General features: G+C 71.9%; 16 protein-coding genes. 3 read left to right on the top strand and 13 right to left on the bottom strand.

Going from position 1 to position 16,462, the window contains the following annotated elements; genetic code table 11:
* Positions 1 to 19 precede the first annotated feature (19 nt).
* From AC07B0_RS20720 to AC07B0_RS20700, 5 genes are all read right to left on the bottom strand, one after another.
* Entirely contained in the window at positions 20 to 1,687 is a 1,668-nt protein-coding gene (locus AC07B0_RS20720) for a bifunctional uroporphyrinogen-III C-methyltransferase/uroporphyrinogen-III synthase (protein WP_356872412.1), read from the bottom strand.
* On the bottom strand, positions 1,684 to 2,652 hold the full coding sequence (gene hemC / locus AC07B0_RS20715; protein WP_356872414.1) for a hydroxymethylbilane synthase: 969 nt from the start codon (positions 2,650 to 2,652) through the stop codon (positions 1,684 to 1,686). The genes AC07B0_RS20720 and hemC overlap by 4 nt, the downstream gene beginning before the upstream one ends.
* On the bottom strand, positions 2,649 to 4,349 hold the full coding sequence (locus AC07B0_RS20710; protein ID WP_356872416.1) for a glutamyl-tRNA reductase: 1,701 nt from the start codon (positions 4,347 to 4,349) through the stop codon (positions 2,649 to 2,651). Before AC07B0_RS20710 ends, hemC begins: the two co-directional genes overlap by 4 nt.
* Positions 4,346 to 5,173 (bottom strand): redox-sensing transcriptional repressor Rex, encoded by an 828-nt coding sequence (locus AC07B0_RS20705; protein WP_356872418.1) that lies wholly within the window; start codon positions 5,171 to 5,173, stop codon positions 4,346 to 4,348. The genes AC07B0_RS20710 and AC07B0_RS20705 overlap by 4 nt, the downstream gene beginning before the upstream one ends.
* A gap of 273 nt (positions 5,174 to 5,446) precedes the next feature.
* Entirely contained in the window at positions 5,447 to 5,725 is a 279-nt protein-coding gene (locus AC07B0_RS20700; RefSeq protein WP_356872420.1) for a glutaredoxin family protein, read from the bottom strand.
* 99 nt (positions 5,726 to 5,824) lie between these two features.
* On the opposite strand from AC07B0_RS20700, the gene AC07B0_RS20695 reads away from it, so the two are divergent.
* From AC07B0_RS20695 to AC07B0_RS20685, 3 genes are all read left to right on the top strand, one after another.
* The gene (locus tag AC07B0_RS20695) at positions 5,825 to 6,802 is read left to right on the top strand and encodes an HAD family hydrolase (protein WP_478898686.1); all 978 of its coding nucleotides are present in this window, start codon (positions 5,825 to 5,827) and stop codon (positions 6,800 to 6,802) included.
* Positions 6,803 to 7,142: 340 nt separating this feature from the next.
* The gene (locus AC07B0_RS20690; RefSeq protein WP_356872424.1) at positions 7,143 to 7,949 is read left to right on the top strand and encodes an ECF subfamily RNA polymerase sigma factor, BldN family; all 807 of its coding nucleotides are present in this window, start codon (positions 7,143 to 7,145) and stop codon (positions 7,947 to 7,949) included.
* A gap of 305 nt (positions 7,950 to 8,254) precedes the next feature.
* Positions 8,255 to 9,478 (top strand): DUF5667 domain-containing protein, encoded by a 1,224-nt coding sequence (locus AC07B0_RS20685; protein WP_467296059.1) that lies wholly within the window; start codon positions 8,255 to 8,257, stop codon positions 9,476 to 9,478.
* A gap of 108 nt (positions 9,479 to 9,586) precedes the next feature.
* On the opposite strand, the gene AC07B0_RS20680 is transcribed toward AC07B0_RS20685, so the two are convergent.
* The 8 genes from AC07B0_RS20680 to AC07B0_RS20645 all read right to left on the bottom strand — a co-directional run bounded on the left by AC07B0_RS20680 (position 9,587) and on the right by AC07B0_RS20645 (position 16,262).
* A complete protein-coding gene (locus tag AC07B0_RS20680; protein ID WP_478898685.1) occupies positions 9,587 to 10,576 on the bottom strand; it encodes a lysophospholipid acyltransferase family protein in 990 nt (329 codons plus the stop codon).
* Positions 10,576 to 11,655: an NAD-dependent epimerase/dehydratase family protein gene (locus AC07B0_RS20675; RefSeq protein ID WP_356872430.1), complete on the bottom strand. Its 1,080-nt coding sequence runs from the start codon at positions 11,653 to 11,655 to the stop codon at positions 10,576 to 10,578. Before AC07B0_RS20675 ends, AC07B0_RS20680 begins: the two co-directional genes overlap by 1 nt.
* Before the next feature lie 95 nt (positions 11,656 to 11,750).
* Positions 11,751 to 11,849, bottom strand: a complete 99-nt coding sequence (locus AC07B0_RS20670) for a 30S ribosomal protein bS22 (RefSeq protein WP_003948845.1) — start codon at positions 11,847 to 11,849, stop codon at positions 11,751 to 11,753.
* A 131-nt stretch (positions 11,850 to 11,980) separates the two neighbouring features.
* Complete coding sequence (locus AC07B0_RS20665; protein WP_162688852.1) at positions 11,981 to 12,190, bottom strand: helix-turn-helix domain-containing protein; 210 nt, start codon at positions 12,188 to 12,190, stop codon at positions 11,981 to 11,983.
* A 116-nt stretch (positions 12,191 to 12,306) separates the two neighbouring features.
* The gene (locus tag AC07B0_RS20660; protein WP_478898684.1) at positions 12,307 to 13,137 is read right to left on the bottom strand and encodes a phosphatase; all 831 of its coding nucleotides are present in this window, start codon (positions 13,135 to 13,137) and stop codon (positions 12,307 to 12,309) included.
* 93 nt (positions 13,138 to 13,230) lie between these two features.
* Entirely contained in the window at positions 13,231 to 14,379 is a 1,149-nt protein-coding gene (locus AC07B0_RS20655; protein WP_478898761.1) for an acetoin utilization protein AcuC, read from the bottom strand.
* A complete protein-coding gene (locus AC07B0_RS20650; RefSeq protein ID WP_478898683.1) occupies positions 14,351 to 15,565 on the bottom strand; it encodes an MFS transporter in 1,215 nt (404 codons plus the stop codon). The genes AC07B0_RS20655 and AC07B0_RS20650 overlap by 29 nt, the downstream gene beginning before the upstream one ends.
* Positions 15,566 to 15,608: 43 nt before the next feature.
* The gene (locus AC07B0_RS20645; RefSeq protein WP_356872436.1) at positions 15,609 to 16,262 is read right to left on the bottom strand and encodes an HAD family hydrolase; all 654 of its coding nucleotides are present in this window, start codon (positions 16,260 to 16,262) and stop codon (positions 15,609 to 15,611) included.
* Positions 16,263 to 16,462 lie beyond the last annotated feature (200 nt).

Raw genomic sequence — 16,462 nt, 5'->3', positions numbered from 1 at the left:
GCCGATCCTGCCGCGACCGTCAGGTCGTACGACGCCTGCGCGCGCCGGGGCGGCGTTCGCTCGGGCGGGAGACCGCCTCGCCGGCCTCCTTGGCCGCCTCGCGGCGGGCCTCTCCGTACGCGGCCAGCGCCTCCGCCAGCTTGCCGACGCTCGGCTCCGGCGACAGCACGTCCACGCGCAGCCCGTGCTCCTCCGCGGTCTTGGCCGTCGCCGGCCCGATGCACGCGATGACGGTCACGTTGTGCGGCTTGCCCGCGATGCCGACCAGGTTCCGCACCGTCGACGAGGAGGTGAAGAGCACCGCGTCGAAACCGCCGCCCTTGATCGCCTCGCGGGTGTCCGCCGGCGGCGGCGACGCGCGGACCGTCCGGTAGGCGGTCACGTCGTCGACCTCCCAGCCGAGCTCGATCAGCCCGGCCACCAGGGTCTCGGTGGCGATGTCGGCGCGCGGCAGGAAGACGCGGTCGATCGGGTCGAAGACCGGGTCGTAGGGCGGCCAGTCCTCCAGCAGCCCGGCCGCCGACTGCTCGCCGCTCGGCACGAGGTCCGGCTTCACGCCGAACTCGACCAGCGCGGCCGCGGTCTGCTCGCCCACCGCGGCGACCTTGATGCCCGCGAAGGCCCGCGCGTCGAGCCCGTACTCCTCGAACTTCTCGCGCACCGCCTTCACCGCGTTGACGGAGGTGAAGGCGATCCACTCGTAGCGGCCCGTGACCAGGCCCTTGACCGCCCGCTCCATCTGCTGCGGGGTGCGCGGCGGCTCCACGGCGATGGTCGGCACCTCGTGCGGCACCGCGCCGTACGAACGCAGCTGGTCGGAGAGCGAAGCGGCCTGCTCCTTCGTCCGCGGTACGAGGACCCGCCAGCCGAACAGCGGCTTCGACTCGAACCAGGCCAGTTCCTCGCGCCGCGCGGCGGCGCCCTGCTCACCGACCACGGCTATGACGGGACGCGCGCCCTCCGGCGAGGGCAGCACCTTGCCCTGCTTGAACACCTGGGCGATGGTGCCCAGGGTCGCGCTCCAGGTCCGCTGCCGGGTCGTCGTACCGCCGACGGTCACCGTCAGCGGGGTCTCCGGCTTGCGGCCGGCGGACACCAGCTCGGCGGCCGCGGCGGACACCGTCTCCAGCGTCGCGGTGACGACGAGGCTGCCGCCACTGGCGCCCACCTCGCTCCAGCACTTCGCCGAGGCGTGCCGCGCGTCCACGAACCGTACGTCGGTCCCCGACTCCCCGCGCAGCGGCACACCCGCGTACGCGGGCACGCCGACGGCGGTCGCGACACCGGGCACCACCTCGAAGGGGATCCCCTCCGCGGCGCAGGCGAGCATCTCGCCGGACGCGTTCCCGTCGAGCCCGGGGTCGCCGGTGACGGCGCGGACGACCCGCCTGCCGGACCGCGCGGCCTCCATGACAAGATTGGCGGCGTCGCGGATCACCGGGACCCCGGCGGCGGCTGACACTTCGTCAGCCACCGTCAGCTGCGGCGTGTCGACACCCGCGCGCGCGTGGGTCCGTACGACCTCGAGCACCTCGGGCTCGGCGATCAGTACGTCCGCGGCGGCGAGCGCCTCGACGGCGCGCAGCGTCAGCAGACCCGGGTCGCCGGGGCCGGCACCGAGGAAGGTGACGAGTCCGTGGGCGGCGACGACCGGAAAAGCGGAGGTGGTCGGACGTGAGGGGTTCAAAGCGATCGCTCCCCCATAAGACCGGCCGCGCCCTTGGCCAGCATCTCGTCCGCGAGTTCGCGGCCGAGCGCCATGGCCTCGTCATACGACTGGGGCACGGGACCGGTGGTGGACAGCTGCACCAGCGTCGAGCCGTCGAGGGTACCGACGACGCCGCGCAGGCGCATTTCATTGACAATCTGCCCGTCGGCCAACAGGTCGGCGAGCGCGCCCACGGGTGCGCTGCAGCCGGCCTCCAGGGCGGCGAGCAGGGAACGCTCCGCGGTCACGGCGGCCCGGGTGTGCGGGTCGTCGAGCTCGCCGAGCGCGGCGATGAGGTCCGTGTCGGACGCGAGGCACTCCACGGCCAGGGCCCCCTGGCCGGGAGCGGGCAGCACGCTGTCGACGGACAGCAGGTCGGTGGCCTCGTCACCGCGGCCGATCCGGTTCAGCCCGGCCGCGGCCAGCACGACCGCGTCGAGCTCGCCCGCCCGCACGAACCCGATCCGGGTGTCGACGTTGCCGCGGATCGGGACCGTTTCGATCCGCTTGCCGAGGCTCCGGGCGTACGCGTTGAGCTGCGCGGTGCGGCGCGGCGAACCGGTGCCGATCCGCGCGCCGTCGGGCAGCTGCTCGAAGGTCAGCCCGTCCCGGGCGACGAGCGCGTCACGCGGGTCCTCCCGCTTCGGCATGGCCGCGATGACCAGCTCGTCGGGCTGCGCGGTCGGCAGGTCCTTCAGCGAGTGCACGGCGAAGTCGACCTCGCCGCGCACCAGGGCGTCGCGCAGCGCGGTGACGAACACGCCGGTGCCGCCGATCTGCGCGAGGTGCTCGCGGGACACGTCACCGTAGGTCGTGATCTCCACGAGCTCGACGGGCCGGCCGGTGATCGCCCGGACCGCCTCGGCGACGTGCCCGGACTGGGACATGGCCAGCTTGCTGCGCCTCGTGCCGAGCCGGAGGGGCTGGTCGGGACGTGTGTTCATGATGCCCGTCCTGGGTCGTCGTTCTTCGGATCGGCCGCGTCCGCCCGGCTGACGGATGCCACCGTCTGAGGGTCGAGGTCGAAGAGTTCGCGCAGCGCCTCCGCGTACCCGGCGCCGCCGGGCTCGCTCGCGAGCTGCTTGACGCGCACGGTCGGCGCGTGGAGGAGCTTGTCGACGACGCGGCGCACGGTCTGGGTGACCTCGGCCCGCTGCCGTTCGTCGAGATCGGGTACCCGCCCGTCGAGCCGCGCCACCTCCATGGCGACGACCTCGGCGGCCATCGCCCGCAGGGCGACGACGGTGGGGGTGATGTGCGCGGCCCGCTGGGCGGCCCCGAACGCGGCCACCTCCTCGGCGACGATCCCGCGCACGGCGTCGACGTCGGCCGCCATCGGCGCGTCGGCGGAGGTCTCCGCCAGCGACTCGATGTCGACCAGCCGTACTCCCGGGATCCGGTGCACCGCGGCGTCGATGTCCCGCGGCATGGCCAGGTCCAGCAGCGCCAGCCGTACGGGGGCCCCGTCGGCCCGGCTGCGGGCCGTCCGGCGGGGCTGCCGCTGGGCGGCGGCCTCCCCCTGGTCGGCCCAGGTGCCGTGCAGTTCGAGCGAGTCGGCGTCGACCCCGGTCAGCGCGGCGCGGCCTTCGCCGGCCGGCGCGTCCAGGCCCAGGGGGCAGCCCTCGGGCTCGGCGGCGGCGATGGTGCGTACGGCTCCGGCGTCGGAGAGGCGCCGGCCGGCCTCGGCGGCGGCCACCAGCCGGGCCAGTACGTCGGCCCCCGCGGGGCCCGCGGCCCGCGCGCCGGACGCCTGCGCGGGGACCCCGGACCCGTCCGGGCCCACCGCCGCGGGTTCCACCGTCACGTCCCCGGACAGGGCGGCGAGGACGTCGTCCCCGCTCAGCACCAGCCCGGTCGCGCCCGTACAGGACACGACCACGTCAACACGTGTCAGCTCCTCGGCCACCGAGCCCATGGTCACGGCCCGCGCCGTCACACCGGTGCCCGAGGCAACCAGAATCTCGGCGAGACGCTCGGCCCGCTCCGCGGTCCGGTTCGCCACCGCGATGTCGGCGACGCCCACCCGGGCCAGCGTGGCGGCGGCCAGCGAGGACATCGAGCCGGCGCCGATCACCAGCGCCCGCTTGCCCGCGGCCCACCGCTCCACCGGCTCGTGCACGGCGAGCTGCTCCAGCCCGAAGGTCACCAGGGACTGCCCGGCCCGGTCGATCCCGGTCTCGGAGTGCGCCCGCTTGCCGACCCGCAGCGCCTGCTGGAAGAGGTCGTTGATCAGCCGCCCGGCGGTGTGGAGCTCCTGCCCCAGCGCCAGCGCGTCCTTGATCTGCCCGAGGATCTGGCCCTCGCCGACGACCATCGAGTCCAGCCCGCACGCCACCGAGAACAGGTGGTGCACCGCCCGGTCCTCGTAGTGGACGTAGAGGTACGGAGTGAGCTCCTCCAGGGCCACCCCGCTGTGCTGGGCCAGCAGCGTCGACAGCTCGGCGACACCGGCGTGGAACTTGTCCACGTCCGCGTACAGCTCGATCCGGTTGCAGGTGGCCAGTACGGCGGCCTCGGTGGCCGGCTCGGCGGCCAGCGTGTCGTGCAGCAGCTTGACCTTGGCATCGGCGGACAGCGAAGCCCGCTCCAGCACGCTCACCGGCGCGCTGCGATGACTGAGGCCTACGACGAGCAGACTCATGCCGGCATCACCGCCGGGACGTCACCCTCGGGACCGCCCTTGCGCGCGGCCGCGGCGGCCCGCCCGGCCGGCGGCACGAGGGCGGCGGCCGGAGCGGCCCCGGTGCCCGTGCCGGCGCCGGAGTCGGCGAGGTCCTCGGCGGCAGCGGCGGCCGCCGCTCCCTCACCGGCCTTGCGCTGCTCGTGGAACGCCAGGATCTGGAGCTCGATCGACAGGTCGACCTTGCGCACGTCGACGCCGTCCGGCACGGACAGCACGGTCGGCGCGAAGTTCAGGATGGAGGTGACGCCCGCGGCGATCAGCCGCTCGCTCACCTGCTGCGCGGCGCCGGCGGGGGTCGCGATGACCCCGATCGAGACGCCGTTGTCCTCGATGATCGCCTCGAGCTCGTCGGTGTGCCGCACGGGCATGCCGGCGACCATCTTCCCGGCCATCGCGGGATCGGCGTCGATCAGCGCCGCCACGCGGAAGCCGCGGGAGGCGAAACCGCCGTAGTTGGCCAGGGCGGCGCCGAGGTTTCCGATGCCGACGATGACGACCGGCCAGTCCTGGGTCAGGCCGAGCTCGCGGGAGATCTGGTAGACGAGGTACTCGACGTCGTAGCCGACGCCCCGCGTACCGTAGGAGCCGAGGTACGAGAAGTCCTTGCGCAGCTTCGCCGAGTTGACTCCGGCGGCGGTCGCGAGCTCTTCGGAGGACACCGTGGGCACCGATCGCTCGGAGAGCGCGGTGAGGGCACGCAAGTACAGCGGAAGCCTGGCGACAGTGGCCTCGGGAATACCTCGGCTGCGGGTCGCCGGTCGGTGAGTTCGGCCAGTTGCCACGATGCTCCTGCGGGATGAGCGGGGCTGCAGGCGGCCTCTTGTCCCAGGACCGCCCCGTCGAATGCAGGCTATGTCTTTGTGAACGCGTGCACAAAGATTGTGTCCGCTTTGTCCGACCAAAGTGACCGGGGTCACGCGGGTCGGGCACCCGGGGGTGGAACCGGGAACGGGTCGAACCCGTTCAAATCCCGAGGGGGGCAAAACCGTACACACTCCTCATCAATACGCCCCCGAGTCCCCATAAATCGCCCATGATGGTAACGGCCAGAACGGTCAGGCTCCCAATGCCCGTCGCAGCCGGTCCGGGTTCACCCTCCAGAAGGTGTGCTGCTCGCCGTCCACGAGCACCACCGGAATCTGCTCCCAGTGCAGCCGGTACAGCTCCTCGTCCTGCGAGATGTCCTTCTTCTCCCACTGTGCGCCCGTCTCGGCGCAGATCTCCTCGATCACCGACTGGGCGTCGTCACAGAGGTGACAGCCCGGCTTCCCGATGAGGGTGACCATCCGCTCGGCGGGACGCTTCTTTTCCTTACGGCGCAGCAAAGGGCTCATGTCCTCATTGTCCCGCCCGGGAGCGGGGTGCCCGAAGTGTTAACCACCCCCTAACCCGGCGGTTCGGGAACTCCCGAACACAATGGCTATGCTCGCGTCATGGCCGCTCTGGGATGGCTCACCCCCCGTAGGCGCTCCGCCACCGCGCGGAGCGTGCTGGCAGGCGAGGCCTCGGCCGAGGCCGCCCGCAAGACCGCACAGGCCGACACCCCACCTTCCGCCACGACCGCCGAAGCGGAAGCAGAAGCGGAAGCTGCCGCCGGGGCGGCGGCCGAGGCCGCCGAACCCGAGTTCCCGGTCCCGGGCGACGACCTCGCCGCGGCCTTCTTCGACCTCGACAACACCGTCATGCAGGGCGCCGCGATCTTCCACTTCGGCCGCGGCCTCTACAAGCGCGAGTTCTTCCAGCGCCGCGAGCTCGCCCGCTTCGCCTGGCAGCAGGCCTGGTTCCGGCTGGCCGGCGTCGAGGACCCCGAGCACATGCAGGACGCCCGCGACAGCGCCCTGTCCATCGTCAAGGGCCACAGGGTCTCCGAGCTGATGTCCATCGGCGAGGAGATCTACGACGAGTACATGGCGGAGCGGATCTGGCCGGGCACCCGCGCCCTCGCCCAGGCCCACCTCGACGCAGGCCAGAAGGTGTGGCTGGTCACCGCCGCCCCCGTCGAGACGGCCACGATCATCGCCCGCCGCCTCGGCCTGACCGGCGCCCTGGGCACCGTCGCCGAGTCCGTGGACGGGATCTACACCGGGCGCCTGGTCGGCGAACCCCTGCACGGCCCCGCCAAGGCGGAAGCGGTCCGCGCGCTGGCCGCCGCCGAGGAGCTGGACCTCGACCGCTGCGCCGCGTACAGCGATTCGCACAACGACATTCCGATGCTGTCCCTGGTCGGACACCCGTACGCGATCAATCCCGATACAAAACTGCGCAAGCATGCCCGCGCCAACGACTGGCGTCTGCGCGACTACCGGACCGGCCGCAAGGCGGTGAAGGTCGGCGTCCCGGCCGCCGCCGGAGTCGGCGCGATCGCGGGCGGCACGGCCGCGGCCATCGCCCTGCACCGCCGCCGCAAGTAGCAACGCCGGGCCGGAGGCCGGTTCCGGCCCGCCCGGCCCGCATTCGCTCACCTCTACCCGTGCCTCCGGCACGGCACTCCGGCCTGCCCGACTCGGTCGCGAGCCTCTGTGGAAGCGTCCATTCCGCGCACCCAAGCGATCACCAACCGATCAACAACTGGGCCTGAATATGCCCTGGACACGTAAGAGAAGTGTCGTAACCGGTGATTTAGACAACTGGGTGTAGCGCTGCCTGTACGAAGCGTTATTCTCCTCAAACGCATGCCACCGGCCATCTGTCGCCACGACGGGTGAACGGTCCCGCACTGCACGTGATGGAAGCTCTGCCTCTGGGAGTCCCGTGTACCCACCTGTCGGGGTTGACGCCTCGGGCCTGGCTACGCTGCGCGCAACGGTCCTCGACCACCTGCGCGGCTTCGTCCCCACCGCGTACGCCGTCCCCGCCTTCGCCGTACCCGCCGGCCTCGGCCCGGCCGGCCCTTGCTACGCCCTGACCGACGGCGGCGCGACGGTGGGCAGACGAGGTCGCGCGGCCGCCGGATCGACCGGCTCCGCCGGCACGACCGCGCCCACCGCCCGCCGCCCCACCGCGGACAGCGACCAGGCCCGCATGATGGACCTGGTCGAACGCGCCCAGGCCGGCGAGGCCGAGGCCTTCGGCCGCCTCTACGACCAGTACAGCGACACGGTGTACCGCTACATCTACTACCGCGTCGGCGGCAAGGCGACCGCGGAGGATCTCACCAGCGAGACCTTCCTGCGCGCGCTGCGCCGCATCTCCACCTTCACCTGGCAGGGCCGTGACTTCGGCGCCTGGCTGGTGACCATCGCGCGGAACCTGGTGGCGGACCACTTCAAGTCCAGCCGCTTCCGCCTGGAGGTCACCACCGGCGAGATGCTCGACGCCAACGAGGTGGAACGCAGCCCCGAGGACTCCGTCCTGGAGTCCCTCTCCAACGCGGCGCTCCTCGAAGCCGTGCGCAAACTCAACCCGCAACAGCAGGAGTGCGTCACGCTGCGCTTCCTCCAAGGCCTCTCGGTCGCCGAAACGGCCCGGGTCATGGGGAAGAACGAGGGCGCCATCAAGACGCTCCAGTACCGGGCGGTCCGCACCCTGGCCCGCCTGCTCCCGGACGACGCGCGCTGACCCGCACGGCGGGCCGCACCCCGCAGCCCGCCCGCCCCTACCGACGACGCCCCACCAGACAACGCCCCACCAGATGATGTCCGACGACGACACGACCTCACACCCGGTGACCCCTCGATGACGCTGTGGTCCGATCATCCTTCGTCCGTAACCCAAGTGCCGCGCCGCTCGTTGTGCGGAATGCAGGCTCCCTGTGGACACGCCCTGCCCGAAGCCGCTCACTCGAAAGTGTGGATGTGCTCAAGGAAGGCAACCTTCCGGACACTCAGGGGAGTCGATCGTCATGACGAGAGGAGGTGCCGCCAGTGATCGCGAACGTGACTCCGCACCGGCGGGCGAACGCCTTCGCCCAGGCCCTGGAGGATCGGAACCCATCCGATCTTTCAGAACCGGACCCGGCGGCCGAGCAGTCCGAGGCACCTGCCGAACCTGCCGACCACGACCGGCTGTTGGCCCTGGCGAACGCACTCGGCGAAAGAATGCCGCGCCCCGTGCTGGACCCCGAGGTCAAAGTGGTGCAACGAGCACAGCTCGTCGCCGCCATGGAGGCCATGGTGATGGAGGAGAGGGCCGGGGGCGGTGCCGCCTCGGACCCTCTGGTGCCCGAGCAGCGGACCGGCCGCGGCGCCCACCGGGCGACGTCGCTCCGGAAATTGCGGCCCCGCTCCCGCTGGTCCAAGGGCATCGCAGCGGGTGGCCTCACCGTGGGTGTGGCCGCAGGGGCCTTCAGCGGAGTGGCCGCTGCCAGCACGGACGCCCTGCCCGGTGACTCCCTCTACCCGGTCAAACGGGGCATGGAGGACCTGAAGTTGGGCATGGCCGACGAGGATTCGGACCGGGGCGAGCTCTACCTCGACCGGGCCTCGAACCGTCTGTCGGAGGCCCGCCGGCTGATGGAACGGGGCCGCACGGGCGTCCTCGACCACGAATCCCTGGGCGAGATCCGCCGAGCGCTGGCGGGCATGAAGCACGACGCGGCGGAGGGCCACCGGCTGCTCCAGGCCGCGTACGCACGGGACGGTTCGCTGGGCCCGATCCAGACCCTGTCCTCGTTCTCCCGCTCCCACCGCGACGCGTGGGGCCGGCTCCGGGAGAAGCTCCCGGCGCAGCTCACCGACGTCGGAGGAGAGGTCGAATCGGTCTTCCAGGCCATAGACGATGACGTCGCGCCGCTCCAGGGCCTGCTGCCGAAGCCCCCGGAGCAGACCCGCGGCCAGCCGGGCACCTCGGCCAAGCCGAGCACCCCGGCCACCGGGAAGCAGCATTCCGCACCGGCTCCGGCCGCGCCCTCCTCGGCACCGGCGGCCTCCTCCCCGACCCCGTCGTCCGGCAGCCGGCCCCCGGCACCCGCCGGAGGCGGCCTCCTGGGCGGTACGGGCGACCTGCTGAACCCCCCGGCGGGCCAGGCCCCTCCCGGGACCCAGGCACCGCACACCCCGGAGCTCCCGCAGCCGGACATCACCCTGCCGCCGCTCCTCCCGGGCCTCCTCCCGGGCCTCGGCCTCAACGCCGAGGACGCGGACCAGTAAGGACGAGGGGGCCGCGCGACCGCGCGGCCCCCTCGCTCTGCCGGCGCTTCTTCTGCCGGCCCTCGCTCTGCCGGCCCCGACCCGTCGGCCCCGGTCCGCTGCCGTCCGTCAGAAGAACACGGACCGCCGCTGCACCAGCAGCTTGTACAGCGTGTGCTGGATCTGCTCCCGCACCTGGTCCGTCAGGTTGAACATCAGCATCGGATCCTCCGCGGCCTCCGCCGCGTACCCGTCCGTCGGGATCGGCTCACCGAACTGGATCGTCCACTTCGTCGGCAGCGGTACCGCCCCCAACGGCCCCAGCCACGGGAACGTCGGCGTGATCGGGAAGTACGGGACCCCCAGCAGCCGCGCGAGCGTCTTCGCGTTGCCGACCATCGGGTAGATCTCCTCCGCCCCCACGATCGAGCAGGGCACGATCGGCGTACCCGCACGCAGCGCCGTCGACACGAACCCGCCCCGCCCGAACCGCTGCAGCTTGTACCGCTCTCCGAACGGCTTCCCTATCCCCTTGAAGCCCTCCGGCATCACACCGACCAGCTCCCCGGCCTCCAGCAGCCGCTGCGCGTCCTCCGCGCAGGCCAGGGTGTGACCGGCCTTCCGCGCCAGCTCGTTCACCACCGGCAGCATGAAGACCAGGTCGGCCGCCAGCAGCCGCAGGTGCCGCTCGGCGGGGTGGTGGTCGTGCACGGCGACCTGGAGCATCAGACCGTCCAGCGGCAGCGTCCCCGAGTGGTTCGCCACGATCAGCGCGCCACCCTCCTTCGGGATGTTCTCGATGCCCTTGACCTCGACCCGGAAGTACTTGTCGTACAGCGGCCGCATCAAGGTCATCAGGACCTGGTCCGTCAGCTCCTTGTCGTAGCCGAAGTCGTCGACCTCGTAGTCCCCGGTGATCCGCCGCCGCAGGAACGCCAGCCCGCCCGCGATCCGCCGGTCCCAGCCGTCACCGGAAGCCTGCGCCGGCACGGCGACGGGCGGCTCCGCCGGCCCGGCCTCCGGCTCGGGCGCCGGTGCCGGTACCGCCCGCACCTTCCGGGGCACGGTCCGCCGGCGCGGCCGGTCCTCGTCGAAAGGAATGACCTTGGCGTCCGCCACTATCGCTTCGCTCCCTCGTTCGCACCGGCGCCCGCACCCGCGCCCGTATCCACATTCAGCATCCCCGCCACCCGCTCCACGGCCCGCTCGACGCGCTCCGCCGGCAGCAGCCCGCTCCCACGGCTGCGCGCGAAGTCGGCGAACGTCTCGGCGGTCGTGTAGAGCGGCCGGAACCCCAGGGTGTCCCGCATCTGCGTGGTCTCCACGACCCGCCCGTGCGTCAGCAGCCGGATCTGCTCGGGGGAGAAGTCCGTCACCCCGACCGCGCGCAGCGCCGAACCCACCCACGTCACCGCGGGCAGCAGCAACGGCACCGTCGGCCTCCCCAGCCGCCGCGAGCACTGCGACAGCAGCAGCACCCCGTCACCGGCGATGTTGAAGGTCCCGCTGTTCAGGGTGCCGCGCTGCGGCTCCCCCGCCGCCAGCCGCAGCACGTCCACCACGTCGTCCTCGTGGACGAACTGGAGTCTGGGGTCGTAACCGAGGACCGTCGGCATGACCGGCATCGAGAAGTACTCGGCGAGGGCCGAGTCCGCGTACGGCCCCAGGATGTTCGCGAAGCGCAGCACGCACACCGCCACGTCCGGCCGCCTGCGCGCGAACCCCCGTACGTACCCCTCGACCTCGGCGGCCTCCTTCGCGAAACCGCCCGCCGGCAGCGACTTCGGCTGCGTGGTCTCGGTGAACACGGCCGGATCCCGGGACGTGCCCCCGTACACGCTGGTGCTCGACTTCACGACGAGCCGTCGTACGGTCGGCGACTTCTGGCAGGCCCCGAGGAGCTGCATCGTCCCGATGACGTTCGTTTCCTTGACCGTGCTGCGCGCACCGGCCGCTCCCGGGCCGCCCCCGGTGACCGCGAGGTGCACCACGGTGTCCACGGCGTGCTCGGCGAGCACGCGGGCGATCCCCGACTGTCTGATGTCCGCCTGTACGAACTCGGCCGAGCCGAGCCGGTGCGGCGGTCTCACCGCGTCGACCGCGATGACCCGCTCCACCTCCGGGTCGCGCTGGATCCGCCGCACGAAGCGGCCCCCCAGCTGCCGGGCAGCCCCGGTGACGAGCACGACCTTCCCCACGAGCTCAGCGCCTCCCTCGAAGAAGTACCCCGGCTGCACCGCAGCCCCTCCACCAGGATGGTGGAGGGGCTGCGGAGAACACGTACAGCTGCCGTTTACTTCTTGTTACGACGCTGGACGCGGGTGCGCTTGAGCAGCTTGCGGTGCTTCTTCTTAGCCATCCGCTTGCGCCGCTTCTTGATAACAGAGCCCACGACTACCCTCGCTCACTTCTCTTCACTCGGTGCGGGGCGTCTGGGCCCACACGACCTACGTCGGCCTAGCCTACCCGCCCAAGCTCTGAGCTTGTAATCCGCGGCCTCCGCAGGAGTTCCGGAGCCTCCCCTCAGGCCGATTCCACCCCCACGAAAGACTCCCGGAGGTACTCGTGGACCGCGTTCTCGGGGACCCGGAAGGACCGGCCCACCCGGATCGCGGGCAGATGACCGTTGTGCACCAAGCGGTACACGGTCATCTTCGACACTCGCATCACCGAGGCGACCTCCGCCACGGTCAGGAACTGAACCTCACTGAGAGGCCTCTCGCCAGCAGCCATGACACCCACCTTGACCTTCCGCGCATGACGGGCACCGGCTTCCCCTCCGGTTACTCCTCGTCGTCGCACGCTCACTCCCCAGAGTAGGGGCGTGTGATACGAGTGGGGAAGAGGAGCTACGGCCACTCCTGACGCCCCGGCAGTCTTGCGCGGTGCAGCAGGTATCGCGTAAGCGGCCGGTAGTAGTCCGGCCGCACCCCGTCATCAAGCGGAACGGCCACCGCCACCCGCCCCTCGGCCTCCCCGACGAACAACGCGGGATCATCCGTATCGGCCAGCCCGATCGCCTCGACACCGAGCTGACCTGCACCGCAGACCCACCCGTGGTCCCCCACCACCAGTTCCGGCAACGGCCCGCCGGCCTCCGCCAGCGCCCCGAGCGCGATCCGAACCGGCAGCGGCGAATGGGAGTGCGCGCCGGTGGCACTCCCCGCCGGCCGCGCGCCGGGTTCCCGCACCAACGCGACTCCCCGCACGTAGTCGATCCGATGCGGACGTACGCCGAACCGGGTCGCCATGTCGACACGGACCCCCTGCGCCGGAGTGAGGACAACACATCCCGCCGCCGACAGGGCCTCGGCCAAACAGGCGTAGAACTCCAGGAGCCGGTGCGGGTGACCCGTCCCGAACAGTACGGGCGCCCGTGCCCCCGCCACCGCCCCCAGCCGCTGCGCGAACGCCTCCAGAGCGGCCACCGTCCGCTCCGGATCGATCACGTCCGGCCCGCTGACGTGCGCGGGATCCGCCGACACCCCGCACTTGGCCGCCATCAGCCCCAGCAGCTCACCCTCGTCCCACACCCGCTCCGGGTCCAGCCCCAGCAGCACCCGCGGATCGCGCGCCGCGAACAGCCGGTAACTGCGCAGGCTCTCCTCCCGCGTCGTGGCGACGGGCCCGGCCAACCGGGCGGCCAGCAGATGCGCACGCAGCGCGCCGGTGCTCAACACCCTCCGATGCTGCCGCACGCGACCTGGTGGTTCATCAATTACACGGAACCGCCCCACAGTTGGCGTAACGACGCACCGCCGGACGACACCCCGTCAGGTCAGCATCCCGCGCAGCGGGAACACCGCCCGCCGCGTCGCGAGAACGGCCTGATCCGTACGGTCCGCCGGATCGTAGCCCCCCTCCCAGTCCCGCCACGCCACCGTCCGGCCGTCCGTCATCCGCGCCGGCGCGGGCTGCCGCGTCCGCGCGTACACCTCGTCCCGCCACTCCCGCGGCACCTCCGCCGCCGGATCCACCGGCCGGTGCGCGGCGATCCCCACCAGGTGCGTCCACGACCGCGGTACGACGTCCACCACCGCGTACCCGCCGCCGCCCAGCGCCAGCCACCGCCCGTCACAGTGCTCGTGCGCCAGCCGGTGACACGCCTCCTGAACCTCCCGCTGCGCGTCCAGCGACACCGCCAGGTGGGCCAGCGGATCCTCGAAGTGCGTATCCGCCCCGTGCTGGCTCACCAGCACCTGCGGCCGGAAGTCCGCCAACAGCTCGGGCACCGTCGCGTGGAACGCCCGCAGCCACCCCTCGTCACCCGTCCCCGCGGGCAGCGCCACGTTCACGGCGCTCCCCTGCGCCCCGGCGCCGCCGGTCTCCTCCGGCCAGCCGGTCTGCGGGAACAGCGTGCGGGGATGCTCGTGCACCGAGACCGTCAGCACCCGCGGATCGTCCCAGAACGCCGCCTGCACCCCGTCGCCGTGGTGGACGTCCACGTCCACGTACGCGACCCGCTCCGCGCCCAGCTCCAGCAGCCGCGCCACGGCCAGCGCCGCGTCGTTGTAGACGCAGAAGCCGGCCGCCGCGCCCGGCATCGCGTGGTGCAGCCCGCCGGCGAAGTTCACCGCGTGTTCCGCGTCACCCCGCCAGACCGCCTCGGCCGCCGCCACGGACTGCCCCGCGATCAGCGCCGAAGCCTCGTGCATCCCGGCGAACGCCGGGTCGTCCATGGTCCCCAGCCCGTACGAGCCGTCCGCCGTCCCCGGGTCGGCGGACACCGCCCGCACTGCGGACACGTACTCCTCACGGTGGACCAGCCGCAGCGTCGAATCCCCGGCCGCGCGGGCCGCCCGTACCTCCACCGCCCGGTCCAGCCCGAAGGCGCGCACCAGGCCCATGGTCAGCGCCAGGCGCACCGGGTCCATCGGATGGCCCGGTCCGAAGTCATACTTCGTTACCGCCTCGTCCCACATCAACAACCCGTGGCCGCTCATGCCCGCCACCGTATCGGGCCCCGCTCGAACCGAACGAGCGGGTACTGAACAGCGGCACCAACACCAGCACCATCGGCACGAGCATCGCGCCCCGGTAGTTCCACGCGTCCCCGATCCCCCCGACGAGCGGCGAACCGATCAGGAACCCGACGTAGTTGAAGATGTTCAGCCGTGCGACGGCCGTGTCCGAGGCCCCGGGGAAGAGCCGCCCCGCCGCCGCGAACGTCTGCGGCACGATCACGCACAGCCCGATCCCCAGCAGCGTGAACCCGAGCATCCCCCACCACGCCCCCGGCGCGGCGGCCACCACCGCGAACCCTCCCGCGGCCACCACCGTCCCGCCCCGCACCACGGCCACCGCACCGAACCGGCGCACCCCGAGGTCCCCCACGGCCCGCCCGATCAGCGTCGTCACCATGTACACGTTGTAGGGGACGGTCGCGAGCTGCTCCGAACTCCCCAGCACGTCCTGGAGGTACTTGGCACTCCAGTTCGCGACGGTCGAATCACCGATGTACGCGCACGCCATCACCAGGCACAGCGGCAGCAGCAGCTTGCCGCCCTTCTCCGGCCACCCCTGCCCCTCGTCCTTCGCCCCGGCCGTCGCGTCGACGTAGTACCGGCTCCCCACGAGCGCCAGCGGCAGCACCACCACCACGGCCGGCAGGTACCCGGTGAACAGCTCCAGGTGCCAGTGCGCCCCCGCCCACGCCGCGGACGCCCCCAGGATCCCGCCCAGGCTGTACGAGGCGTGGAACCCGAGCATGATGCTGCGCCCGTACGCCCGCTGGAGGCTGACCCCGAGCATGTTCATCGAGGCGTCGAGCGCGCCCACGGACAGCCCGAACACCCCCAGGGCCACGGCCACCTGCCACATCGCGCTGCCGGCCCCCACCCCCAGGAGCGACAGCAGCACCACCGGCTGCGCCCACCGCAGCACCGCACTGGGCGGGACCCGCTTCACCAGGTGCTCGGTCGCGACGCTGGACACCCCGGCCAGGACCGGCACGGCGGCGAGGAACGCGGGTAGGAGCCCGTCGGATATCCCGTACCGGTCCTGGATGGCCGGGATGCGGGTCACGAGGAGGGCGAAGGCCACCCCCTGGGCGAAGAAGCTGAACCCCAGCGCCCGGCGCCCACGCCGCAGCCGCACATCAACTGTCATGGCGGCTGAGCGTAGGCCCAGGGGCTACCGGTGGGTAGAGCGATCACACACCCAATCCGAGCAGCCCGTACAGCTCCTTCATCTCTCCGAAGTAGGCGTTGGCTCCGGGGAGGGCCTCGGCGGGGGTCATGGACGTGAACGCCAGCACGTCCATGCCGGCCGCCCGGGCCGCTTCCACTCCGAGCCGGCTGTCCTCGACGACGACGCACCGCGCGGGCGGGACGCCCATCATGTCCGCGGCGTGGAGGAACAGGTCGGGCGCCGGCTTGCCCCGGCCGACGTCCTCGGAGCTGAAGATCCATTCCTCTTCGAACCATTCGCCGAGCCCGGCGCTGCGGTGCCCGACCCGGATCCGTTCGTGGGTCCCGGAGGAGGCGAGGCAGTACGGCACTCCTTGCGCGGACAGTTCCGCGAGCACCTCGGTGATTCCGGGGACGGGCCGCAGGTCCCGCTCGAACGCGGCGAAGATCCGCTGATGGAGGACCTGGTCGAAGTCCTCGGGCAGCGGCTGTCCGGTGCGTTCGAGGACCAGGTCGTGCACCCGGTGCACGGCGGCGCCCATGTAGTCGCGCAGCGACTCGTCGTAGGTCGTGGGGTGCCCGAGCTCCGTCAGGTACGCGGAGAGGATGGTGTTCGAGAGCGGCTCGCTGTCCACGAGGACGCCGTCGTTGTCGAAGATGACCAGCTCATAGCCCATCCACCCACAGTACGAGCGTTCGGTCCGACTTCCCGGTAGCCGGATGCCGGTAAACGGACGAACTCTGCCCCCGGGGCCGGCGCCTCGCGGGCGGAACTGGCCGTAAACGCAGAAAAGCCCCGCACCATAAGGTGCGGGGCTTTCCCACAATGATTGTTCGGCGGCGTCCTACTCTCCCACAGGGTCCCCCCTGCAGTACC

Source organism: Streptomyces sp. NPDC044704, assembly GCF_056433525.1.
This window is presented reverse-complemented; position numbering and strand designations above follow the sequence as displayed.